The sequence below is a fragment of the Rhizobium sp. RHZ02 genome, assembly GCF_014851575.1.
Taxonomy (GTDB): domain Bacteria; phylum Pseudomonadota; class Alphaproteobacteria; order Rhizobiales; family Rhizobiaceae; genus Rhizobium; species Rhizobium altiplani.
Genome location: NZ_JACUZX010000037.1, coordinates 19811 through 41781, shown reverse-complemented (window position 1 = coordinate 41781; position 21971 = coordinate 19811). Strand labels below are relative to the sequence as shown.

Here is a 21971-nt window from a genome sequence, read left to right as displayed (position 1 = left end):
TCCTTCGGCACCAGACTGTCGAGCGTCACCATCTCAAGAGCCGTCTGGGTGGGGGCAGGTTTCTTCAACATGTCCCAATGAATCACAAACCCCCAGACGGTGCCAGGGGTTTGTCAGCAATCTGAGGGCGGTCCGAAGACCGCCCTTCCTATTCCGGGAAAACCAGGAGATAGATCGGTGAAGCTTTATGGACGCTTCAGCGATAGGCTTTCGCCTATCACATCATGTCCATGCCGCCCATGCCGCCCATGCCGCCCGGCATGCCAGCCGGAGCGTCCTTCTTCGGCAGCTCGGCGATCATGGCTTCGGTGGTGATCAGCAGCGAAGCAACCGAAGCTGCGTCTTGCAGAGCCGTGCGAACAACCTTGACCGGGTCGACGATACCCATGGCGATCATGTCGCCGTATTCGCCGGTCTGGGCGTTGTAACCGAAGTTGTCCTGACCCTTCTCGAGGATCTTGCCAACAACGATCGATGCTTCGTCACCAGCGTTCTCGGCGATCTGACGGGCCGGAGCCTGCAGAGCGCGGCGAACGATGTTGATGCCAGCTTCCTGGTCGTCGTTCTCGCCCTTGACGGAGATCTTGGCGGAGGAACGCAGCAGGGCAACGCCGCCGCCCGGTACGATACCTTCCTGAACAGCAGCGCGCGTCGCGTTGAGCGCGTCGTCGATGCGGTCCTTCTTTTCCTTCACTTCGACTTCCGTCGAACCGCCGACGCGGATGACTGCAACGCCACCAGCGAGCTTAGCAAGACGCTCCTGCAGCTTTTCGCGGTCGTAGTCGGAGGTGGTTTCTTCGATCTGGGCCTTGATCTGGGCAACGCGGCCTTCGATGTCGGACTTGGCGCCCGAACCGTCGACGATCGTCGTGTTTTCCTTGGAGATCGAAACCTTCTTGGCGCGGCCGAGCATGTCGAGGGTAACCGACTCGAGCTTGATGCCGAGGTCTTCGGAGATGACAGTGCCGCCCGTGAGGATCGCGATGTCTTCGAGCATGGCCTTGCGGCGATCGCCGAAGCCAGGAGCCTTGACAGCAGCAATCTTCAGGCCGCCACGCAGCTTGTTGACGACGAGCGTAGCAAGAGCTTCGCCTTCGACGTCTTCAGCGATGATGAGGAGCGGCTTGCCGGTCTGAACGACAGCTTCGAGAACCGGGAGCATGGCCTGGAGGTTCGAGAGCTTCTTCTCGTGCAGGAGGATGAAGGCGTCTTCGAGATCAGCGATCATCTTTTCCGGGTTGGTGACGAAGTACGGGCTGAGGTAGCCGCGGTCGAACTGCATGCCTTCGACGACTTCGAGTTCGGTTTCAGCGGTCTTGGCTTCTTCGACGGTGATAACGCCTTCGTTGCCGACCTTCTGCATTGCTTCAGCAATGTCGAGACCGATCTGCTTTTCGCCGTTTGCGGAGATCGTGCCGACCTGGGCAACTTCTTCCGAGGTGTTGATCTTCTTGGCCTTGGCCTGGAGATCCTTCACGACTTCAGCAACAGCGAGGTCAATGCCGCGCTTCAGGTCCATCGGGTTCATGCCGGCTGCAACAGCCTTGGCGCCTTCGCGAACGATCGCCTGAGCGAGAACCGTTGCGGTCGTCGTGCCGTCGCCGGCGATGTCGTTGGTCTTCGAAGCAACTTCGCGGACCATCTGGGCGCCCATGTTTTCGAACTTGTCTTCCAGTTCGATTTCCTTGGCGACCGAAACGCCGTCCTTGGTGATGCGCGGAGCGCCGAAGGACTTGTCGATGATGACGTTACGACCCTTCGGGCCGAGCGTTACTTTCACTGCGTCAGCGAGAATGTCGACGCCACGCAGCATCTTTTCGCGCGCGGTGCGGCCGAATTTGATTTCTTTAGCTGCCATGATTGAAACTCCTGAATTCGAGTTGTCCGGGCTATGGGCCCGTAGCTAAAATCGGAAAGGGGAAAAACGGCTGATTAGCCGATGATGCCCATGATGTCGGCTTCCTTCATGATCAGAAGGTCTTCGCCGTTGATCTTGACTTCAGTGCCGGACCACTTGCCGAACAGAACGCGATCGCCAGCCTTGACGTCGAGAGCGACGACCTTGCCGGACTCGTCACGAGCGCCGGAACCGACGGCGACGATTTCGCCTTCCTGCGGCTTTTCCTTGGCGGTGTCGGGAATGATGATGCCGCCCTTGGTCTTTTCTTCGGACTCAACGCGACGGACAACGACGCGATCGTGAAGGGGGCGGAAATTGGTGCTTGCCATTGTCTAATCCCTCGATCAAATGACACTCGCAGGCCGAGAGCGGCCCGCACGGATGGGTGTTAGCACTCGTGCTTGGTGAGTGCTAGCGAGGCAGCATTTAGGAGTGGCCCAACGGGGAGTCAAGAACGGCCGCAATTTTTCTTCGCCGTCCTCACAAACAGCCTTAACAGCAAATCCTTGTCGGAAGTGCGACAGGCTGCGTTCTCTCCGAGATTTCCGAACGTCCTGAAGCTGGAGAGCTTTTGTATCCCCGGAACGTTTGCGGCACCCGCGGGGCGAGTGGCGTCAGGATTGCCGCGCATACACGCCGATGGTATCGAGCAGCTTGGGGCAGGGGGCGGCAACCGTGAACAAAACGATCCCGGCGGACGAAATCATAGCGGTACCGACACTTGGGGAGGCGGCGCGTGTATGGGCGCGCATCGGCTGCTTGGGCTTCGGCGGGCCGGCCGGTCAGATCGCCCTGATGCACACGACGATTGTCGATGAGAAGCGCTGGATTTCCGAGGAGCGCTTCCTGCACGGATTGAATTTCTGCATGCTGCTGCCTGGCCCGGAGGCTCAGCAACTGGCCACCTATATCGGCTGGCTGATGCACGGCGTGCGCGGCGGCCTCATTGCCGGCTTGTTGTTTGTATTGCCGGGCTTCCTTGTCATCCTGATGCTGTCGAGCCTCTACGCCGTCTTTCAGGAGGCCGCGTGGCTTCCCGCGCTTTTCTTCGGAGCAAAGGCTGCCGTTTTGGCAATCGTCATCGAGGCCTTGCTCCGGGTGCGGCGCCGAGCGCTGAGGGAGCGCTTTCATTATTATGTGGCCGGAGCGTCGTTCCTGGCTCTCTTCTTCCTGAACTTGCCGTTTCCTCTGGTTATCATCCTGGCCGCAGCAGCAGGCTTGTTATGGATGAAGTATTCCAAGCGTCGATTGGCAGCGCCGGTCTTGCCGCAAGCCTCTTCGCGCACGCATTTTCCCGCGGTTACGACGCATGTGATCGCAAGGCCTCTTGTGGTGCTCGTGTTCTGGATCCTTGTCTGGCAGTCGCCACTCTTTTTCATTCGCGGCCTCGATGTACCGACGGACCTGATCGCCGAAACCCTGAGCGGCGAAACCAATGTTTTCGGCGCGGTCTTCATCTTCTTCTCCAAGATGGCCGTCATCACCTTCGGAGGCGCGTACGCCGTCCTCTCCTATGTCGGCCAGGTCGCCGTCGGCCATTACGCCTGGCTTCAGCCGGCCGAGATACTCGATGGACTGGCACTTGCCGAGACGACGCCCGGGCCACTTGTTCTTGTTCTCTGTTTTGTCGGATTTCTCGCCGGCTATCGCAACCCGCTCGCCATGGCGCCGCTTGCCGGGGGCTTCCTTGGTGCCTTCCTCGCCGGCTGGGCGACCTTCGTGCCGAGCTTCATCTGGATCTTCGCCGGGGCTCCCTACATCGAGAAGCTGCGCAGCAACGAAAACCTCTCGTCGGCCCTTTCGGCGATCACCGCGGCGGTAGTCGGCGTCATCCTCAACCTTGCCCTTTGGTTCGGTCTGCACGTGCTCTTCGCCGAAGTTGGCCGTGCCGCACTCCTGTCCGGGAAAACCGGTCTGCCAATCGTCAGCGTCGCATGGCCGGAGTGGCGGACCCTCGATATCGCGGCGCTTGGGATCTTTGTAATGGCGTGCGTGATGCTCTTCCGATTCGAGAAGGGCCTCCTGACGATACTTGCTGTGTCGACTGCCGCAGGCCTGCTAATCAAAACGGGCGAGGCCCTTCTCTAATCGACGAGCACAGTTTTTTGCCGTTGCTCACTGCAAAATGCCTTGCCATCCCGGCATGCCTTTGCGATGTCACCTTGACTTAACGACAGCGGGAAATCGGAATGGCCAAGCGGATCGAGAACTTTGCAGAAATCACCAGCCACTACGACGCGGTGTTCTGCGATGTCTGGGGCGTCTTGCACAATGGAGTCGATCCCTTTCCCAAGGCGGCTGCGGCGCTGGAAGCAGCGCGCGGCGAGGGGCTAACCGTCGTTCTCATCACCAATTCGCCGCGCATCGCTCCGCAAGTCGTGACGCAGCTTCGCCAGATCGGCATCCAGGATGGCGCCTATGACCGCATCGTCACATCGGGCGACGTCACGCGGGGCCTGATCGCCGAGGGTCCGAAGAAGGTATTTCTGCTTGGACCGGATCGCGACGAGGCGATCATCGAGGGCCTTGGTGTCGAGCGCGTCGAGGCCAAGGATGCGGACTCGGTCGTCTGCACGGGCTTCTTCGACGACGAAACCGAGACCCCGGAAGACTACACCAAGATGCTGAAGGCATTTCAGGCGCGTGGCGTGCCGATGATCTGTGCCAATCCCGATCTGGTTGTCGAGCGCGGCCACAAGATCATCCCCTGCGCCGGCGCGATGGCGGCGTATTACAATCAGCTCGGTGGCCAAACGCGCATTGCCGGCAAGCCGCACAAGCCGATCTACGAGGCCGTGCTATCTGCCGCCCGCGAAGCCCACGGGGACTTTCCGCTGAACCGTGTGCTTGCGATCGGAGACGGTATGCCGACCGATGTTCGCGGCGCTCTCGATTACGGGCTTGATCTCCTCTATATCAGCGGCGGCATCCACGCGACGGAATATACGCTGAATGGAGTGACCGACGAGGCGATCCTCACCGCCTATCTGGAGCGCGAAAGAGCGACGCCGAAGTGGTGGATGCCCCGCCTCGCATAACGAGCCTCGCAAGAGAAAAGCCAGCCGATGACCGTTTTTCACCGCAACGAAACCCGCGAACCCCTGCCGGCCCATCTGCATGGCGGCGTGATTGCCATCGGCAACTTCGACGGTGTGCATCGGGGCCATCAGTCCGTGCTCAACCGGGCCTTGGAGATATCGAGGCAGCGGGGCATTCCGGCACTGGTCCTGACGTTTGAGCCACATCCCCGCACTGTCTTCCGCCCGGAGCAGCCGGTCTTTCGCTTGACGCCGGCGCCGCTCAAGGCGCGCATCCTCGAAGCGATCGGCTTCAATGCCGTCATCGAATATCCCTTCGACCGGGAGTTCTCACAGCGCTCGGCGGACGATTTCATCCATTCGATCCTCAAGGATTGGCTCAGCGCATCCGAGGTCGTGACCGGCTTCAACTTTCATTTCGGCCGCGGCCGGGAAGGCGGCCCGGCCTTCCTGATGGATGCCGGCCAGAAATACGGCTTTGGCGTGACGCTGATCGACGCGTTTCGTGACGAGAATACCGACGTCGTCTCCTCGAGCCACGTTCGCGAATTGTTGAGGGATGGCAATGTCAGCGAGGCGGCGGCGATGCTCGGCTATCACTATACGGTGGAAGCGGAAGTCATCGGCGGCGAGAAGCTTGGCCGTCAGCTCGGCTTTCCGACCGCGAATATGCGGTTGCCCGCCGAAGCAGACATTCAGGCGGGCATCTATGCCGTGCGCTTCCGCCTTGCCGATGGCACGCTCTATGATGGTGTCGCCAGCTACGGTCGCCGACCGACGGTCACCGACAATGGCGCGCCACTGCTCGAGACGTATCTCTTCGATTTCAGCGGCGACCTCTACGGGCAGCTCTGCTCCGTGTCCTTCCTCGGCTATCTGCGCCCGGAACTGAAGTTCGATGGCCTCGACCCCCTCGTGGAGCAGATGAACCGCGACAAGGAGGAGGCGAGTGCGCTGCTGACAGGCGTACAGCCGCTCGGCGAGCTCGACCGCAAGATCTGCTTCGCCTGAAGGTTCAGACGCTTTCGAAAATTGCGGCCCTTTCGGGACGACGGCCGTTGCCGTGTGGGGGCAGGGGTCTATGTCATCTGTTTGATTAGACGCGGATTCGCTGCGCCCCCAAGCACCGAAAGGCAATCATCAAATGGATAAAAGGTTTGGAACAGCAGCCTGCTGGCTGCTCATCATTCCCTATATCGGGCTCCTTTGGGTTCCCTTCTACAACTTTCACGACCCGGTTCTCTTCGGTTTCCCATTCTTCTACTGGTATCAGCTCGCCTGGGTGCCGGTTACCGCTTTCCTGACCTGGATCGCCTACCGGAGCATGCGCAATGACGACTGAACTCAACACCACCGCGCTTGCCGTCTTCGTTTTCTTCTTCGTGCTCGTCACGGTGATGGGGTTTGTCGCCACCCACTGGCGAAGGCCGAAGACGCTTGCCCATATCGACGAGTGGGGCCTTGGTGGCCGCAGCTTCGGCATCTGGATCACCTGGTTTCTGGTCGGCGGCGACTTCTACACCGCCTACACGGTCATCGCTGTTCCGGCGCTGGTCTATACGGTTGGCGCCTACGGTTTCTTCGCGCTGCCCTACACCATTATTGTCTATCCCTTCGTCTTCATGGTCATGCCGCTCCTTTGGCAGCGGGCGAAAGACTTCGGCTACGTGACCGCCGGTGACGTGGTTCACGGCCAATTTGGTTCGCGCGGGCTGGAGCTTGCCGTCGCTGTAACCGGTGTCATCGCCACGATGCCATACATCGCGCTGCAGCTCGTCGGCATGACCGCCGCGCTGAAGGCGCTGGGGCTGCATGGCGAGGTACCGCTGGCGATCGCCTTCATTGTGCTGGCGCTCTACACCTATTCGGCTGGCCTGCGGGCGCCGGCACTGATCGCCTTCGTCAAGGACATCATGATCTACATCGTGGTGATCGCCGCCGTGGCGCTCATTCCCTCGAAGCTTGGCGGCTATGCCAATGTCTTTGCTGCCGCTGATGCCGCGTTCCAGGCAAAGGGCTCCGGCAGCCTGCTTCTTCAGCCCAACCAGTATGTCGCCTACGCGACGCTGGCCCTCGGCTCGGCGCTTGCGGCCTTCATGTATCCGCATACGCTGACTGGCATCTTCGCCTCCAACAGCGGCAACACCATCCGCAAGAATGCTGCGTTGCTGCCGGCCTATACACTGCTGCTCGGCCTTCTGGCACTGCTCGGCTACATGGGACATGCCGCAGGCTTGAAGCTGGACAACGCCAACGATGTCGTGCCGGCGCTCTTCCAGACGCTGTTCCCGAGTTGGTTCGCGGGCTTCGCCTTCGCGGCGATTGCGATCGGCGCGCTGGTACCGGCGGCGGTGATGAGCATCGGCGCGTCCAACCTCTTCACCCGCAATTTCTGGAAGGCCTATGTCAATCCTCAGGTGACGGATGCCGGCGAGGCAAAGGTCGCGAAGGTGACGTCGCTCGTCGTCAAGGTCGGCGCGCTTCTTGTCATCCTTTTCCTGCCGACCCAATTCGCGCTCGACCTTCAGCTTCTCGGCGGCGTCTGGATCCTCCAGACGTTTCCAGCGCTGGTCTTCGGCCTCTACACCAATTGGTTCCGCGCGCCCGGTCTGATCGCAGGCTGGTTCGTCGGCTTCTTCGGTGGCACGCTCTTCGTCTGGATCAACGGCCTGAAACCGCTGCAGCCTGTCACCATCGGAGAGACCTCGTTCACCGTCTATATCGGCCTGCTGGCATTGGCGTTGAACGTCATCGTCGCCGTCATCGTCAATGTGCTGATCCCGGCAAAAGTGACGGCGCGCGCCTGATCGTCCCCCGAAAACAGAAGCCGCGGGCGGGCAAGTTCGCGGCTTTTCCATGCGATGACCTCATGGAATCCCTCTTCCTTTTCCCTGCAAAAGCGCCTATGAACCGGCGCGATGAACAAGTTCCGGCTGGCGATCACGATACGAATTATCGGCCCGGCCTTCCGCGCGCGCTAAGCGGCCGGAAGGTCCGGGTTTTCGGCGCTTGGACGACGAGCGCCTCCGTCACCAATTTTCAAGCCCGTTGCGCCCGCTCCCGTGGCGCCTAGAGACGATTGCTAGACATGACCGATGCAGCCGAAAAAGTTGACTATTCGAAGACCCTCTATCTGCCGGAAACAGACTTCCCGATGCGCGCCGGTCTGCCGCAGAAGGAGCCGGAAACTGTTGCCCGCTGGCAGCAGATGGGCCTCTACAAGAAGTTGCGCGCTTCCGCCGCCGGCCGCGAAAAGTTCGTGCTCCACGATGGCCCTCCCTATGCCAACGGCAACATCCACATCGGCCACGCGCTGAACAAGATCCTCAAGGACGTCATCAACCGCTCGTTCCAGATGCGCGGTTTCGACGCCAACTACGTTCCCGGCTGGGACTGCCATGGCCTCCCGATCGAATGGAAGATCGAGGAAAAGTACCGCGAGAAGGGCAAGAACAAGGACGAGGTTCCGGTCAACGAATTCCGCCAGGAATGCCGTGACTTTGCCGCCAGTTGGATCAAGGTGCAGTCGGAGGAATTCAAGCGCCTCGGCATCGAGGGAGACTTCGACAACCCCTACACCACGATGAACTTCCACGCTGAATCGCGCATCGCCGGCGAACTCCTGAAGATCGCGAAGTCCGGCCAGCTCTATCGCGGCTCCAAGCCGATCATGTGGTCGGTCGTCGAGCGCACGGCGCTCGCGGAAGCCGAAGTCGAATACGCCGATGTCGAAAGCGACATGATCTGGGTGAAGTTCCCGGTGGCTGACGGCCCCAACGAACTCAAGGACGCCTTCGTGGTGATCTGGACGACGACGCCGTGGACGATCCCGGGCAACCGCGCGATCGCCTATTCCTCGCGGTATAGCTACGGCCTCTACGAGGTCGAAACGGCCGAGAACGACTTCGGACCGCAGCCCGGTGAACGGCTGATCTTCGCCAAGCGTCTCGCAGAAGAGTCGGCCGCGAAGGCGAAGGTGACCCTCAAGTTCGTCCGCGATGTCGCGGCGGCGGAATTTGCCGCGATCACCTGCGCACACCCTCTGCATGGCCTTGGCGGTGGCTATCACTTTGAAGTGCCGCTCCTCGACGGCGACCATGTCACCGACGAGACGGGCACCGGCTTCGTCCACACCGCGCCGAGCCATGGTCGCGAAGACTTTGACGCCTGGATGGACAACGCCCGGGCACTCGAAGCGCGCGGCATTTCGTCCGCGATCCCGTTCCCGGTCGACGATGCCGGCTTCTTCACGGCCGACGCGCCCGGCTTCGGTCCGGACGCCGAGGGCGGTGCTGCTCGCGTCATCGACGACAAGGGCAAGAAGGGCGATGCCAACGAGCGTGTCATCAAGGGGCTGATCGGTCGCCATGCGCTGTTTGCGCGCGGCCGCCTCAAGCACTCCTATCCGCATTCCTGGCGTTCGAAGAAGCCGGTCATCTTCCGCAACACGCCGCAGTGGTTTGTCTACATGGACAAGGAACTCGGCGACGGCTCGACGCTGCGTTCGCGCGCATTGAACGCGATCGACGCAACCCGCTTTGTGCCGGGAGCCGGCCAGAACCGCCTGCGCGCCATGATCGAACAGCGCCCCGATTGGGTCCTGTCGCGTCAGCGCGCCTGGGGCGTGCCGATCTGCCTGTTCGTCGATGATGACGGCGGCATCCTGCAGGATGATGCCGTCAACGCCCGCATCCTGAAAGCCTTCGAGAACGAGGGCGCCGATGCCTGGTTCGCCAATGGTGCTCGCGAGCGCTTCCTGGGCGAGAAGGCGAATCAGCCCTGGACGCAGGTGATGGACATCCTCGACGTCTGGTTTGACTCGGGCTCGACCCACACCTTCACGCTGGAAGATCGTCCCGACCTGAAATGGCCGGCCGATGTCTATCTCGAGGGATCGGACCAGCACCGTGGCTGGTTCCACTCGTCACTGCTGGAAAGCTGCGCGACGCGCGGCCGTGCGCCTTACAATGCCGTCGTCACCCATGGCTTCACCATGGATGAGAAGGGCGAAAAGATGTCGAAGTCCAAGGGCAACACCGTCACCCCGCAGGAGGTGATGAAGGATGCCGGCGCAGACATCCTCCGTCTTTGGGTCATGACGACGGACTATTGGGAAGACCAGCGCCTCGGCAAGGCGATCATTCAGACGAATATCGACGCCTATCGCAAGCTGCGCAACACGATCCGCTGGATGCTCGGCACGCTGGCACACGACAAGGGCGAGGTTATTGCGCTTGCCGATCTGCCGGAACTCGAGCAGCTGATGCTGCATCGTCTGGCGGAACTCGATCAGCTCGTCCGCGAAAGCTACGACGCCTTCGAGTTCAAGAAGATTGCCCGCGCGCTCATCGACTTCGCCAACGTCGAGCTGTCGGCCTTCTACTTCGACGTCCGCAAGGATGCGCTCTACTGTGATGCGCCGTCGAGCCTGCGCCGTCGTTCGGCCCTGCATGTCATTCGCACCATCTTCGAATGCATGGTGACCTGGCTGGCGCCGATGCTGCCGTTTACGACGGAAGAGGCCTGGCTGTCGCGCAATTCTTCGGCTGTATCGGTTCACCTCGAGCTGTTCCCGACCATTCCGGCCGAATGGAAGAACGAGGCACTCGCCGAGAAGTGGAAGAAGATCCGCGCCGTTCGTACGGTCGTTACCGGCGCGTTGGAAATCGAGCGCAAGGACAAGCGCATCGGCTCTTCGCTGGAGGCTGCCCCGGTTGTCCACGTCGCCGATGCGGAGCTCCTGAAGGCACTTGAGGGTCAGGACTTCGAGGAAATCTGCATCACTTCGGGCATCGTCGTAGACAGCGCCGAAGGACCGGCAGATGCCTTCCGTCTACTCGAGGTTTCAGGTGTCAGCGTCGAGCCGAAACTGGCCGAAGGCACCAAGTGCGCTCGCTCCTGGCGGATCACCACGGATGTCGGCTCCGATCCCGCCTATCCGGACGTCTCGGCCCGTGATGCGGCTGCATTGCGCGAACTATCGGTGCAAAACTGAAGAATATTGCCGGGTGAATTGCCTAACGGTGGTTCATCCGGTAAAAGCTGCCTGAAAATGGCCGGATTTTTGCGTCAGGGGGACGATTGTCCGGTAGGGCGAAGATTGCACCGGCATGGCTGGAAGGGTTTTCATGTTATCAACGCGTTGGTTCCGTTTGGGCGTCTGCCTGACCGTCGCCGTGGCAGGCGGCTCGCTGATTTCCGGCTGCGTGGGGAGCCCGCGCTACGGAACAGACAAGACCGCCATGGAACAGCTGACCGACGACATTGGTCAGTCCGTTTCTCTCACCGGCGACGGTCCGAAGAACAAGGGCGTCAAGTACAGCGCTCGTCCGGGCCTCGTTCTGCCGTCCGCAGCAGCCAAGCAAACCCTCGCCGAGCCGCAGCAGACCATCGCCAGCAAGGATAATCCGCAGTGGATCGAATCCCCGGAAGAAACGCGCGCCCGTCTGGTCAAGGAAGCTGACGAAAACAGCGACAACCCGAACTATCGCTCGCCGCTCGCAAGCGACAAGGTTGAAGGTGGTCGGCAAACGACTGAGGCCCAGACCAAGGCTTATCGCGAGGCTCGCGCCGCCCAGAAGGGTACCTATACAGATCGCCGCTACATCTCGGATCCGCCAACCGAATATCGCGCGGTCGACGATCCGGCAAAGCTGGACGATCTCGGCGAACCGGAGCTGAAGAAGGCGAAGAAGAAGAAAAAGGAAGCTGCGATCGCCGGTACCGGCAAGCAGTGGTGGAATTTCCTCCAGTAAGGTTTCAAGCGGGGCAGTCAGCCCCGCTTTGCTTTTGCCCACCTGTCAATCAGCAAGGCGTCCAGAAACTGGCAGGCTAGGAAGATCCTGCGGGCGGCCCGATCTTCGTGCTCCTGTTACGGCATATCCCGCTTCTGCGCGAAGAATGTCCGAAGGATTTCGGCGGATGTCGTTTCCTGCAAGCCGGAATACACGTCCGGGGCGTGATGGCAGGTAGGTTGCTGGTAGAAGCGCACGCCGTTGTCGACGGCGCCACCCTTAGGGTCTTCCGCGCCATAATAGAGCCTGCGAATACGCGCGAAGGATATGGCCGCCGCGCACATCGTACAGGGTTCCAGCGTGACGTAGAGGTCGGCGCCGGTCAGCCGTTCCTGACCAAGCTCTTCGCAAGCCATTCGAATGACGGCGACTTCGGCATGGGCGGTCACGTCGTTAAGCTCGCGCGTACGGTTGCCTGACGCGGCGACCACGGCCCCGTCAATCACCAGAACCGCTCCGATCGGCACCTCGCCACGCTCTCGGGCGGCGCGGGCCTGGTCCAGCGCCAGCTCCATAAATTGATTTGTCTTCACGATCCGACAATTTCCACTTAACCGCAGGGGCGCGACCTGATAGGAAGGCCCGAAAAGGCAGGCAAACAACAAATGACATTCAAAGACAAGCCAAAACGGCCAGGCGGCAAGCCATCCCCGCGCAATGCCGGCCCAAAATCCGGTGCCAAGCCGGCAAAGGCGCTCGTCGAGACCGAGGCGGACGACGTCGCCGAGGGCGATGCCAAGGCCGAGCGCATCTCGAAAGTGATGGCGCGCGCCGGCGTCGCATCGCGCCGCGATATCGAGCGCATGATCATGGACGGCCGCGTCAAGCTGAACGGCAAGCTCCTCGACACGCCCGTCGTCAACGTCACCTTGGCCGACAAGATCGAGGTGGACGGCGTTCCGATCCGCGGGATCGAGCGCACACGACTCTGGCTTTATCACAAGCCCGCTGGCCTCGTGACCACCAACATGGACCCGGAGGGACGGCCGACGGTTTTCGATAACCTGCCGGAAGACCTGCCGCGCGTCATGTCGATTGGCCGCCTCGACATCAACACCGAGGGTCTGCTGCTTCTGACCAACGATGGTGGCCTCGCCCGCGCGCTGGAACTGCCGACGACGGGCTGGCTACGCCGCTACCGCGTGCGCGCCCACGGCGAGATCGACCAGGACGCGCTGGACAAGCTCAAGGACGGCATTGCCGTCGATGGTGTCCTCTACGGCGCAATCGAAGCGACCCTCGATCGCACGCAGGGCTCGAACGTCTGGCTCACCATGGGCCTGCGCGAAGGCAAAAACCGCGAAATCAAGAACGTGCTCGGCGCGCTCGGTCTCGACGTCAACCGTCTGATCCGCATTTCTTACGGCCCCTTCCAGCTCGGTGACCTGCCGGAGCGCGACGTCGTCGAAGTGCGTGGCCGCACCTTGCGCGACCAGCTCGGCCCGCGCCTGATCGAGGACGCGAAGGCCAATTTCGACGCGCCGATCTACAACACGCCTGCTGTTGTTGCCGAGGAAGAGCCGGAAGCGAAGCCGGAGCGCCGCGAACGCCCCCGCAAGCCTGAGGACAAGCGCGAGCGTGCGCTGAGCCGCCTCGACACCAAGCGGGACGACCGCCGTGATGACCGTCGCGATGGTGGCCGCATGGACGATGATCGCCCGAAGCGCCCCGCGCTCGGCAGCCGCCGCAACGCCAATGTCTGGATGGCGCCGGGCGCCCGACCGCTCGGCGAAAAGGCGGCCGCTAAGGCCGAGAAGAATGCGAAGACCGCCCGCAAACGCGGCGAGGCTCCGGGTTCCGCAAAGCCCGAGCGCTCGAGCCACGGCGACGACCGGCCGCGCGTTCAGATCAACCGCGCCCGCGATGACGAGGGCGAGTGGATCCGTTCCAGCGAGATCGTTCGCAAGCCGAAGGATGAAGGCGACGAGGGCTTCGGCCGGAAGCGCTTTTTCGGGGATCGTCCGGCTCGCGGTGAGCGGTCCTTTGGTGACCGCCCGGCGCGCGGCGAACGTTCGTTTGGCGACCGTCCCGCCCGCAGCGACAGACCGCATGGCGATCGCCCTTCGCGTGGCGACCGTCCCTTCGGTGACCGCCCTCGCGGGGATCGCAAGCCGCGCGAAGAGGGTGACGAGCGTCCGCGTTCATTTGGGGATCGTCCGCGTGGCGACCGCCCGTTTGGCGACAAGCCACGCGGCGATCGGCGCCCCCGCGCCGAGGGCGACGAGCGTCCTCGCGCCAAGAGCTTCTCGGGCGAGGCCCGTTCGGAGCGTCCGGCCGGCAAGTCCTTTGGTGACAAGCCGCGCGGCAAGAGCTTCGGCGGCAAACCCGGCGGCGGCAAGAATTTCTCCGGCAAGCCGAAGGGCGACAGGCCGGGCGGCGGTGGCAAGCCTTCGGGCGGGCCGTCGCGGGGTGGACCGAAAGGAAAGGGAATGACGCGCGGTGCGGATCGTCGGCGGTGAATTTCGCGGACGGCCGCTTGCCGTACCGAAGTCAAACGACATCCGGCCGACAGCCGACCGGACGCGTGAGAGCCTGTTCAATATTCTGAGCCATGCCTATCCGGAATGCGTCGACGGCACCCGGATACTGGATCTCTTTGCCGGCACCGGCGCCGTCGGCCTCGAAGCCGTCTCCCGCGGCTGCCGCCATGCGCTATTCGTCGAAAACAGTGTCGAGGGCAGGGGCCTGCTTTGGGAAAACATCGATGCGCTCGGCCTGCATGGCAGGACGCGCATCCTGAGGCGCGACGCGACCGATCTCGGCAGCGTCGGCAATCTCGAGCCGTTCCAGATGCTTTTTGCCGACCCGCCCTATGGCAAGGGTCTCGGCGAAAAGGCGATGGCCGCCGCCGCCAAGGGCGGTTGGCTGCAACCGGGCGCGATTGCGGTTCTTGAGGAACGCGCAGACGTTGCCGTTTCGGTCGATCCTTCCTATCTGTTTTTGGAAAACCGAACGTTCGGCGATACCAAGGTTCATTTCTTCCGCTATCAGCCCGAATAAGGGCTGAGGAAATCGGGGGCAGCGGTGCAGCAGGCAGGGACGATGGAAACCGAGTTGCCTGCCCCACGCGGCACATCACGAGCTATGCCCACTGTTGCTGTTGCCTTCGGCGGAGGCGGCGCGCGCGGCCTCTCCCACATCCACATCATCGAAACGCTGGATGAGCTCGGCATTCGCCCCGTGGCGATTGCCGGATCCTCGATCGGCTCGATCATGGGCGCGGGGATGGCGGCCGGAATGACCGGCGAAGCCATCCGCGAACATGTGATGATGACGGTCGGCAACAAGGCTGCCGTTGTCAGCCGCCTGTGGGGCCTGCGACCGCAGACGGTGCGCGATGCCGTTGCCAACGGCGTGCGCATCGGCCAGTTCAATCTCGAGCGTATCCTGAAAGCCTTCCTGCCCGCCGATCTGCCGGATCGCTTCGAGGACCTCTCAATCCCGATGACAGTGACGGCGACCGATTACTACGGCCAGTGCGAGGTGCTGACGAGCGGGGGAGCGCTGCTCCCGGCGCTGGCGGCTTCCTCCGCGATCCCCGCCGTCTTCATGCCGGTGCGGCTGCACGGTCGGGTGATGATCGATGGCGGCATCAGCAATCCCGTGCCTTACGAATGCCTGATGGATCGCGCCGACATCGTCATCGGCATCGACGTCGTAGGCGCGCCGGAAGGAGATGGCGCCCACATTCCAAACCGGATGGAAAGTATCTTCGGCTCCGGCCAGCTGATGATGCAGACCGCGATTTCCCTGAAGCTGCGGCTGCAGGCGCCGCACATCTTCCTTCGCCCCGCAGTCGGGCGCATCGGCGTGATGGATTTCCTCAAGGCGCGCCAAGTCCTGTCCATGTCGGTCGGCGTCAAGGACAAACTGAAATACGCACTCGATCGGGAGATCGAGGCGCGGATCGCCTCCTAGAAGCTTCGCCCAGGCTTAGTAGCCGTTAATGCCGGCCCCACGAACCGGGCCAATCCCCGCGGGAGTTGCGTAGGTGGTATTCCCTGCGCCCGAGCCGGTGGTTGCACACCCGGAAAGGGCAAGGATCGCGATGGCCGCGACGGCCAGAAGACAGCGTAGAGGCATGGCATTGTCCTATCATCGAAGACTGCGCGGGCCTCAGGGGCCGGAGCGGATACTCCCGCAAATCAATGGCGATGGCAACGGGTAGCTAAGAGCGTAGGTTCGATGCGCTGCCCGGATTGATCTCCGGATGCATCCTCACTCGTCCGGGCTATGGCTCGGACATCAACACAGCCCGCCCGGTTCGCCGTGGCGCGCTTTGTCGTAGCCGGCATTCGTGGGTGCCCGGCAGGAAAAGGTTACCACCGTCGGCTAGTGCGGCGCACGTCGACGATGCGCCCATCCCTTTGACGGACCCCTATCTCGTAGCGGTTCCCATTGCGGATTGCGCGATAGGTAAAGTACCTCCCGCGGCAATTATCCCGAATGACGTCGCGAAATCCCCGGGTACGAAGCAGCCTCGCACCCTGAGGGCAGGTTATCGGTCGCCCGTGGTTCAGGCTGCTGCCGGAGCCGATGATGATCTGAGCGCTCGCTTCCTGGGGAAGCGCGACCGGTGAGACGAATACGACCAGAGCAAGTGCACATGAGAGAAGCGAAGATCCGAGTATAGCCTTGAGACTCATAACATCCTCCGGGTTAGCCCGCATGAGAAAGGCAGGGCATGAGAAAATCGCCTAAGTTGTGGCTCAATACAAGTGATGACTCGACGACCCAGCCGGGGGAGTACGCTCATCAAACTCTAACGAACCTGCCACGCCTCTCAACGCGCTTTACAAGGTGGCAAAACGCCCCCGCGATATCTAACTAGAACGGATAACTTAACACGGCCCGATTGCAAGAGCATGCTTGCTTCGATGGTGAACGGGACAAACACCGGTAGTTTCTGGCAGGGGGGCGTCTGCGGCGCCGCCGGCAGCCTGTTGTTCAATGCCTGGATCGTGCCGTTCCTCACACGAGCCTTCGACAAAGTCGGTGCCGGGCCCGAAGAGGTGGCTGATGCCGTTTTCCGATGGATCGAGCAATACATAGACCTCGGTATCTCGAGTGGGGGCAACTTGTGGAGTGCTCCCGACCCGGATTTCCTTCGACTTGTCTACTACGCGTTGCAGGTTGCGTTCCCGGCTACAGCAATCCTCATCGGTCTGCAGATAAGGCGTCTAGTTGTACGCTTCTGGCCCCAAGGGCCATAAATATGATCGCGCCAGAGAGCCCGTCGCCTGTCCTCTTTCCAACGGGCGAGTACAGGTTCATCATGCCATGGGATGCTTGCCGCCGCTTAGCTGTTGCAGTAGACCCCCGAGCCCGGAACTTGGCATTGGAAAACTTTGGCGGTCAGGCTTTGTAGGATGCTCAATTGGAGAGTTCCATGACCCGCTTGCACAAGCCAATCGCAGCACTCGCTTTTCTCTTGCTCGCTGCAATCAGTTCGTCATGTACCACCGGTGGGCCGGGAGCCCGCTCGCTAAATGAACCCGCGAACCCCGCCTGCGCAGATGGCTTCACGCCCAAAGGCGGCGGTTCATGTGACTTTTGAGATCTGGGAAAGATGGAGATTGCCCACTACCGGGCGAGTTCCTATCAGACGCGAAGGCCAAGGGATCGATGAGGGTGTATCACATCGTCGCTCACGCGGGCATCCTTTGAGCGAGCAGAACGTTTCAATCTAACGTGAAAGGGTTCTAAGCGTCGGCCGTCACCTCTGCCGTGCCCGCCAGCGGGTCCTCGTCGAAGCTAGCGGCGCGCTTTGGCTTCATGAGCGGCTCCGGTTTGACCGGCTGCGAGAAAAGCATGTCGCGGCCGGCCTGCAGTCCTTCGGTGACCTGGAGCACGAGGCGCGCCTCGTCGCGCTTGCGGATATCCTCGCCGATTTCATAGGCCTCCGCTTCGCCGACGCCCAAGGCCTCGAGCGTTCGCCGGCCGAAGAGCAGGCCTGACTCCAGCGTTTCGCGCAGTTCGTAGTCGACGTTGAGGTTGCGCAGCGCTATCGAGTGGATGCGGTCGTAGGAGCGCACGAAGAGCTTTGCGTGTGGATAATCCGCCTGCACCAGTTCGACGATCTTGTCGGTGATCTCGCGCTTCTGCGTGCAAACAACAACGATCTTCGCCCGGTCGATGCCGGCGGCCCTGAGCACGTCCTTTCGGGTGCCGTCGCCGAAGTAAATCCGGAAACCGAAAGAGGAAGCCTGCCGGATGCGATCGGCTGAAAAGTCGATGACGGTCACGGCGCGCCCGCCGGCGAGCAGAATCTGGGCGGCGATCTGTCCGAAACGCGAAAAGCCGACCATCAGCACATCCGCGCCGGCACCTTCGAAATCCTCGTCCAGTTGTTCTTCCTGATTGCCCGACAGCAGCCGCTTGGCGAGCATCGTTCCGATCGGCGTGAGGGCCATCGACAGGGTGACGATCGCAATCAGCAGCGAGGCGGTACTCGTCGGCATCAGGCCGGAAACGGCAGCGGCCGAAAACAGGACAAAGCCGAATTCGCCGCCCTGCGGCAGCAGAAAAGCGATCCTGATAGCGTCGTCATGCGGCGAGCCGGTTGCGCGGCAGAGAACGTAGATCACCAAGGCCTTCGCTGCTATGACAACAGGCACGGCGACGATGATGAAGAGTGCGTTGTCTCTGAGTACCTCGAGCTGGATCGAAAGCCCGACGGCGATGAAGAAGATAGCGAGCAACACGCCGCGGAAGGGCTCGATGTCCGCTTCCAGCTCGTGGCGATAGGAGGATTCGGCCAGCATCACGCCAGAAAGGAAGGCGCCCATGGCCATCGACAGTCCGGCAAGCTGCATCAGGCTCGCCGATCCCATCACCACGAAGAGGGCGGCGGCGATCATCGTCTCGCGGGCCCCGGTGCGGGCGATGATCTGAAAGAGCGGTGTCAGCAAGTAGCGTCCCATGACGATCATCGCGCCGACAGCACCAATGGCGATCGCGAAGTCCAGCAGGGGCGTTCCGCTGCCCTTGCCGCCGTTGAGAATACTGATCAGGGCCAACAGCGGCACGATCGCAAGGTCCTGAAACAGCAGCATCGAGAACGAGCGCTGCCCGTAGCGCGTATTCACGTCGCCTTCATCCTCGAGGATCTGCATCGCGAAGGCGGTGGAGGAGAGAGCAAGCCCGAAACCCGCAACGATGCTGCCACGCCAGTCGAGAACGCCGGAAAGGCCGCTCAACAGCGTCAGCAGTAGACCGGTCGCCACCACCTGCGCGGTTCCGAGCCCGAAGATGTCACGCCGCATTTGCCAGAGGCGCGAAGGCTTCAGCTCAAGCCCGATGATGAACAGGAGGAAGACGACGCCGAGTTCGGCAACATCCAGGATCTTTTCGCCATCCGTCAATCCATGGAAGATCGGGCCGATGACGACGCCGGCAGCCAGGTAACCGAGCACCGTTCCGAGACCAAGGCGCTTGAAGATGGGCGCCGAAACCACGGCGCCGCCGAGGAGCAGGATCGTCTCGGCGAAGAGAGTGTTGGGCTCTGACATCAGGCGAGTTTCTTTCAATGCGGGGAGGCATACAAGCGGCGGGCAAAAGAATCGGCTCACGCGACCTTGATGCTTTTCGTAGTGCACAATAAATGGAACGCGAAGGAAAGGCCAAATCATGTCTTCAGAAATCGACTCCTCGACGCTTCTTTCCCGCGCAAGCCAATTGATCGACCTGGCAAAGAAGGCTGGCGCCGATGCCGCGGATGCGGTGGTCGTGCGCTCGCGATCGCAATCGGTCAGCGTGCGCCTCGGCAAGGTCGAGAGCACGGAATCGTCAGAAAGCGATGATTTCTCGCTGCGCGTCTTCATCGGTAAGCGCGTTGCCAGTGTCTCGGCAAATCCGGGCTTCGATCTTTCTGCTTTGGCCGAGCGGGCCGTGGCGATGGCCAAGGTGTCGCCGGAAGACCCGTTCGCCTGCCTGGCAGACGAGGACAGGCTTGCGAATTCCTATCCGGATCTCGAGCTCCTCGATACGACCGAGGTGTCGTCCGACCAACTCCGCGAAGCCGCCCTCGAGGCGGAAGCCGCGGCCCTTGCCGTCAATGGCGTGACCAATTCGTCCGGCGCCGGAGCCTCGGCCGGCATGGGTGGCCTTGTCCTTGTCACCTCCCACGGTTTCCAGGGCAGCTACATGGCCTCGCGTTTCGGCCGATCCGTCAGCGTCATCGCCGGCGAAGGCACGGCGATGGAACGCGACTATGATTTCGACAGCCGCATCTATTTCGGCGAGCTGGATAATGCCGCCGAGATCGGCCGCCGGGCCGGCGAGCGCACGGTCAAGCGCATCAACCCGCGCCAGGTGGATACTGGCAAGAATATCACCGTCGTTTTTGATCCCCGTGTTGCTCGTGGCTTCGTCGGACATATTGCCGGGGCCATCAATGGCGCCTCCGTTGCACGCAAGACCAGTTTCCTGCGCGACAAGATGGGGCAACAGGTCTTGAAGGCGGGGCTCTCGATCTCCGACGATCCGCTGATCGTACGTGGCCCGTCGTCGCGCCCCTTCGATGGCGAGGGCGTATCCGGCGAACGACTTCTGATGATCGAGGACGGTGTTCTCAAGCACTGGTTCCTCTCCACCTCGACGGCCCGCGAGATCGGAATGGAAACCAACGGCCGCGGGGTGCGCGGCGGCAATTCGGTGACGCCATCCGCGACGAACCTCGCTCTCGAGCCGGGCGACATTTCACCCGAGGACCTGATCCGCGGTGTCGGTAACGGCTTCTATGTGACCGAGCTGATCGGCCATGGCGTCAACATGATCACCGGCGAATACAGCCGCGGCGCGACCGGCTTTTGGATCGAGAATGGCGAACTGACCTTTGCCGTGTCTGAAGTGACGATCGCTTCGAACCTCAAGGACATGTTCATGCGGGTTACGCCGGCAAACGACATCGACCGCAAGTTTGGTGTCGCCGCTCCGACGCTTGCGATCGAGGGAATGACGCTCGCCGGGCGCTGATGGATTGGATTGCCGAAATGACTGACGTGGACACAGCCCTCTGGCGGAGCGATCTGGAATTGATCGCAGATGCTGCCAGGCAGGCCGGCAAAGTCGCACTCGGCTATTTCAATCAAGCGCCTGAGGTCTGGTGGAAGAACGAGGGGCGATCGCCCGTCAGCGCCGCCGATTTCGCGGCCAACCGGACGCTTGAATCCATTCTCCGCGCAGCCCGGCCGGATTATGGCTGGCTTTCGGAAGAAACTGAAGACAGCGGCGATCGGCTCTCACGGGACACGCTGTTCATCATCGACCCGATCGACGGCACGCGGGCATTCCTGGCGGGAATGGATCTGTGGTGCGTGAGCGTCGCGGTCGTGCGCCACGGGCGACCTGTCGCCGGCGTTCTCTACGCTCCTGCTCTGGAAGAACTCTTCGAGGCGGTCGAAGGTGGCGTGGCCCTGAAGAACGGGCGGCCGATTACTGTATCGACAAAACCGCTCGATGCACCAGGGCGCTTTGCCATCGCGGAGGATGTGCTCAAGGCATTCCCGGAACCGTTCAAGCATCGCATCGAGCGCGTGAAGCACGTGCCGTCCCTTGCCTATCGCATTGCCATGGTTGCCGACGGTCAAATTGACGGCACTTTCATCAAGCACAATTCACATGATTGGGATCTCGCGGCCGCGGATCTCATACTCGAGCGCGCCGGAGGCCGGCTGGTTGATCTCCGCGGTGACGTGCCGCTCTATAACCGCATGCAGGTCAGCCATGGCGAACTCTGCGCCGCCGCTGGGCCGCGACTCGCCGATCTTATAACCGGGATCGGTGAACGACGAGGCAGTTGACGTTTCCGTCAAAATCCCTCAGATGAAGCGGCGGAGGAGAATAGAGCAGAAAGAGAAGAAAATGACGGAATCCGGCGGCAAAAAGCAGCTCTTGCATCTCGTATTCGGCGGCGAACTGGAAAGCTTGGACGATGTTCAGTTCAGGGACCTCAAGGATCTCGATATCGTCGGCATTTATCCGGACTATGCCACGGCATTGACGGCCTGGAAGTCAAAGGCGCAATCGACTGTGGATAATGCGCATATGCGCTACTTCATCGTCCACATGCACCGTTTGCTGGACCCGGAAAGCAAGTCTGCGCAGTAACCCTCCCCCGGGCGCGGCTCGCTAACAGCCGTGAGCCGACTGACTGCCTGACGCATTCTGAACAAACTGATCGGCCATTGCGGCCGCAACAATAATTGGGAATGGGTTGATGTCGATCATTTGTGATCG

At 61.6% G+C, this 21971-nt stretch carries 19 protein-coding genes; 14 read left to right on the top strand and 5 right to left on the bottom strand.

Going from position 1 to position 21971, the window contains the following annotated elements; translation table 11 throughout:
• Positions 1-217: 217 nt before the first annotated feature.
• Entirely contained in the window at positions 218-1858 is a 1641-nt protein-coding gene (gene groL / locus IB244_RS29740) for a chaperonin GroEL (protein ID WP_018116667.1), read from the bottom strand.
• 74 nt (positions 1859-1932) lie between these two features.
• The gene (gene groES / locus IB244_RS29735) at positions 1933-2229 is read right to left on the bottom strand and encodes a co-chaperone GroES (protein WP_004675403.1); all 297 of its coding nucleotides are present in this window, start codon (positions 2227-2229) and stop codon (positions 1933-1935) included.
• A 310-nt stretch (positions 2230-2539) separates the two neighbouring features.
• Between groES and chrA the strand changes: the two genes are divergently transcribed.
• The 7 genes from chrA (at position 2540) to IB244_RS29700 (ending at position 11693) form a co-directional block, all read left to right on the top strand.
• A complete protein-coding gene (chrA, locus tag IB244_RS29730; RefSeq protein ID WP_192306631.1) occupies positions 2540-3988 on the top strand; it encodes a chromate efflux transporter in 1449 nt (482 codons plus the stop codon).
• Between the two features lie 101 nt (positions 3989-4089).
• The gene (locus IB244_RS29725) at positions 4090-4938 is read left to right on the top strand and encodes a TIGR01459 family HAD-type hydrolase (RefSeq protein ID WP_018116665.1); all 849 of its coding nucleotides are present in this window, start codon (positions 4090-4092) and stop codon (positions 4936-4938) included.
• 27 nt (positions 4939-4965) lie between these two features.
• Positions 4966-5949 (top strand): bifunctional riboflavin kinase/FAD synthetase, encoded by a 984-nt coding sequence (locus IB244_RS29720; protein ID WP_018856918.1) that lies wholly within the window; start codon positions 4966-4968, stop codon positions 5947-5949.
• A 133-nt stretch (positions 5950-6082) separates the two neighbouring features.
• Entirely contained in the window at positions 6083-6280 is a 198-nt protein-coding gene (locus IB244_RS29715) for a DUF3311 domain-containing protein (RefSeq protein WP_018856919.1), read from the top strand.
• Positions 6270-7745 carry a monocarboxylate uptake permease MctP gene (mctP, locus tag IB244_RS29710; RefSeq protein ID WP_112644305.1) on the top strand — a complete coding sequence of 492 codons (1476 nt, stop codon included), beginning with the start codon at positions 6270-6272 and terminating at the stop codon, positions 7743-7745. Before IB244_RS29715 ends, mctP begins: the two co-directional genes overlap by 11 nt.
• A gap of 281 nt (positions 7746-8026) precedes the next feature.
• Positions 8027-10933 carry an isoleucine--tRNA ligase gene (ileS, locus tag IB244_RS29705; protein ID WP_192306629.1) on the top strand — a complete coding sequence of 969 codons (2907 nt, stop codon included), beginning with the start codon at positions 8027-8029 and terminating at the stop codon, positions 10931-10933.
• Positions 10934-11066: 133 nt separating this feature from the next.
• A complete protein-coding gene (locus IB244_RS29700) occupies positions 11067-11693 on the top strand; it encodes a hypothetical protein (protein WP_018856922.1) in 627 nt (208 codons plus the stop codon).
• Positions 11694-11809: 116 nt separating this feature from the next.
• Here IB244_RS29700 and IB244_RS29695 read toward each other — a convergent pair whose 3' ends face one another.
• Positions 11810-12247 carry a nucleoside deaminase gene (locus tag IB244_RS29695; RefSeq protein ID WP_025659444.1) on the bottom strand — a complete coding sequence of 146 codons (438 nt, stop codon included), beginning with the start codon at positions 12245-12247 and terminating at the stop codon, positions 11810-11812.
• Between the two features lie 90 nt (positions 12248-12337).
• On the opposite strand from IB244_RS29695, the gene IB244_RS29690 reads away from it, so the two are divergent.
• The 3 genes from IB244_RS29690 to IB244_RS29680 are packed head-to-tail and all read left to right on the top strand — an operon-like array spanning position 12338 to position 15650.
• Positions 12338-14191, top strand: coding sequence for a pseudouridine synthase (locus IB244_RS29690; RefSeq protein ID WP_192306627.1), 1854 nt, complete (start codon positions 12338-12340; stop codon positions 14189-14191).
• Positions 14172-14732 (top strand): 16S rRNA (guanine(966)-N(2))-methyltransferase RsmD, encoded by a 561-nt coding sequence (rsmD, locus tag IB244_RS29685; RefSeq protein WP_018116136.1) that lies wholly within the window; start codon positions 14172-14174, stop codon positions 14730-14732. Before IB244_RS29690 ends, rsmD begins: the two co-directional genes overlap by 20 nt.
• Before the next feature lie 42 nt (positions 14733-14774).
• Positions 14775-15650: a patatin-like phospholipase family protein gene (locus IB244_RS29680; protein ID WP_169681296.1), complete on the top strand. Its 876-nt coding sequence runs from the start codon at positions 14775-14777 to the stop codon at positions 15648-15650.
• A gap of 15 nt (positions 15651-15665) precedes the next feature.
• Here IB244_RS29680 and IB244_RS29675 read toward each other — a convergent pair whose 3' ends face one another.
• A complete protein-coding gene (locus tag IB244_RS29675; RefSeq protein WP_167354932.1) occupies positions 15666-15815 on the bottom strand; it encodes a hypothetical protein in 150 nt (49 codons plus the stop codon).
• 794 nt (positions 15816-16609) lie between these two features.
• Between IB244_RS29675 and IB244_RS29670 the strand changes: the two genes are divergently transcribed.
• Positions 16610-16945, top strand: a complete 336-nt coding sequence (locus tag IB244_RS29670; RefSeq protein ID WP_169681298.1) for a hypothetical protein — start codon at positions 16610-16612, stop codon at positions 16943-16945.
• A 489-nt stretch (positions 16946-17434) separates the two neighbouring features.
• On the opposite strand, the gene IB244_RS29665 is transcribed toward IB244_RS29670, so the two are convergent.
• Entirely contained in the window at positions 17435-19243 is a 1809-nt protein-coding gene (locus IB244_RS29665) for a monovalent cation:proton antiporter-2 (CPA2) family protein (protein WP_192306625.1), read from the bottom strand.
• Between the two features lie 118 nt (positions 19244-19361).
• On the opposite strand from IB244_RS29665, the gene IB244_RS29660 reads away from it, so the two are divergent.
• From IB244_RS29660 to IB244_RS29650, 3 genes are all read left to right on the top strand, one after another.
• Positions 19362-20708 (top strand): TldD/PmbA family protein, encoded by a 1347-nt coding sequence (locus IB244_RS29660; RefSeq protein WP_192306623.1) that lies wholly within the window; start codon positions 19362-19364, stop codon positions 20706-20708.
• A gap of 17 nt (positions 20709-20725) precedes the next feature.
• Positions 20726-21535 (top strand): 3'(2'),5'-bisphosphate nucleotidase CysQ, encoded by an 810-nt coding sequence (locus tag IB244_RS29655; RefSeq protein WP_113470063.1) that lies wholly within the window; start codon positions 20726-20728, stop codon positions 21533-21535.
• A 61-nt stretch (positions 21536-21596) separates the two neighbouring features.
• Positions 21597-21842 (top strand): DUF4170 domain-containing protein, encoded by a 246-nt coding sequence (locus IB244_RS29650; RefSeq protein WP_018856931.1) that lies wholly within the window; start codon positions 21597-21599, stop codon positions 21840-21842.
• The last annotated feature ends 129 nt before the right edge of the window (positions 21843-21971 follow it).

What these genes read in the sequence shown, in the direction of transcription:
- groL (WP_018116667.1), bottom strand. Translation starts at nt 1,858, where the DNA reads ATGGCAGCTAAAGAAATCAAATTCGGCCGCACCGCGCGCGAAAAGATG.
- groES (WP_004675403.1), bottom strand. Translation starts at nt 2,229, where the DNA reads ATGGCAAGCACCAATTTCCGCCCCCTTCACGATCGCGTCGTTGTCCGT.
- chrA (WP_192306631.1), top strand. Translation starts at nt 2,540, where the DNA reads ATGGTATCGAGCAGCTTGGGGCAGGGGGCGGCAACCGTGAACAAAACG.
- IB244_RS29725 (WP_018116665.1), top strand. Translation starts at nt 4,090, where the DNA reads ATGGCCAAGCGGATCGAGAACTTTGCAGAAATCACCAGCCACTACGAC.
- IB244_RS29720 (WP_018856918.1), top strand. Translation starts at nt 4,966, where the DNA reads ATGACCGTTTTTCACCGCAACGAAACCCGCGAACCCCTGCCGGCCCAT.
- IB244_RS29715 (WP_018856919.1), top strand. Translation starts at nt 6,083, where the DNA reads ATGGATAAAAGGTTTGGAACAGCAGCCTGCTGGCTGCTCATCATTCCC.
- mctP (WP_112644305.1), top strand. Translation starts at nt 6,270, where the DNA reads ATGACGACTGAACTCAACACCACCGCGCTTGCCGTCTTCGTTTTCTTC.
- ileS (WP_192306629.1), top strand. Translation starts at nt 8,027, where the DNA reads ATGACCGATGCAGCCGAAAAAGTTGACTATTCGAAGACCCTCTATCTG.
- IB244_RS29700 (WP_018856922.1), top strand. Translation starts at nt 11,067, where the DNA reads ATGTTATCAACGCGTTGGTTCCGTTTGGGCGTCTGCCTGACCGTCGCC.
- IB244_RS29695 (WP_025659444.1), bottom strand. Translation starts at nt 12,247, where the DNA reads ATGGAGCTGGCGCTGGACCAGGCCCGCGCCGCCCGAGAGCGTGGCGAG.
- IB244_RS29690 (WP_192306627.1), top strand. Translation starts at nt 12,338, where the DNA reads ATGACATTCAAAGACAAGCCAAAACGGCCAGGCGGCAAGCCATCCCCG.
- IB244_RS29680 (WP_169681296.1), top strand. Translation starts at nt 14,775, where the DNA reads ATGGAAACCGAGTTGCCTGCCCCACGCGGCACATCACGAGCTATGCCC.
- IB244_RS29675 (WP_167354932.1), bottom strand. Translation starts at nt 15,815, where the DNA reads ATGCCTCTACGCTGTCTTCTGGCCGTCGCGGCCATCGCGATCCTTGCC.
- IB244_RS29670 (WP_169681298.1), top strand. Translation starts at nt 16,610, where the DNA reads ATGGTGAACGGGACAAACACCGGTAGTTTCTGGCAGGGGGGCGTCTGC.
- IB244_RS29665 (WP_192306625.1), bottom strand. Translation starts at nt 19,243, where the DNA reads ATGTCAGAGCCCAACACTCTCTTCGCCGAGACGATCCTGCTCCTCGGC.
- IB244_RS29660 (WP_192306623.1), top strand. Translation starts at nt 19,362, where the DNA reads ATGTCTTCAGAAATCGACTCCTCGACGCTTCTTTCCCGCGCAAGCCAA.
- IB244_RS29655 (WP_113470063.1), top strand. Translation starts at nt 20,726, where the DNA reads ATGACTGACGTGGACACAGCCCTCTGGCGGAGCGATCTGGAATTGATC.
- IB244_RS29650 (WP_018856931.1), top strand. Translation starts at nt 21,597, where the DNA reads ATGACGGAATCCGGCGGCAAAAAGCAGCTCTTGCATCTCGTATTCGGC.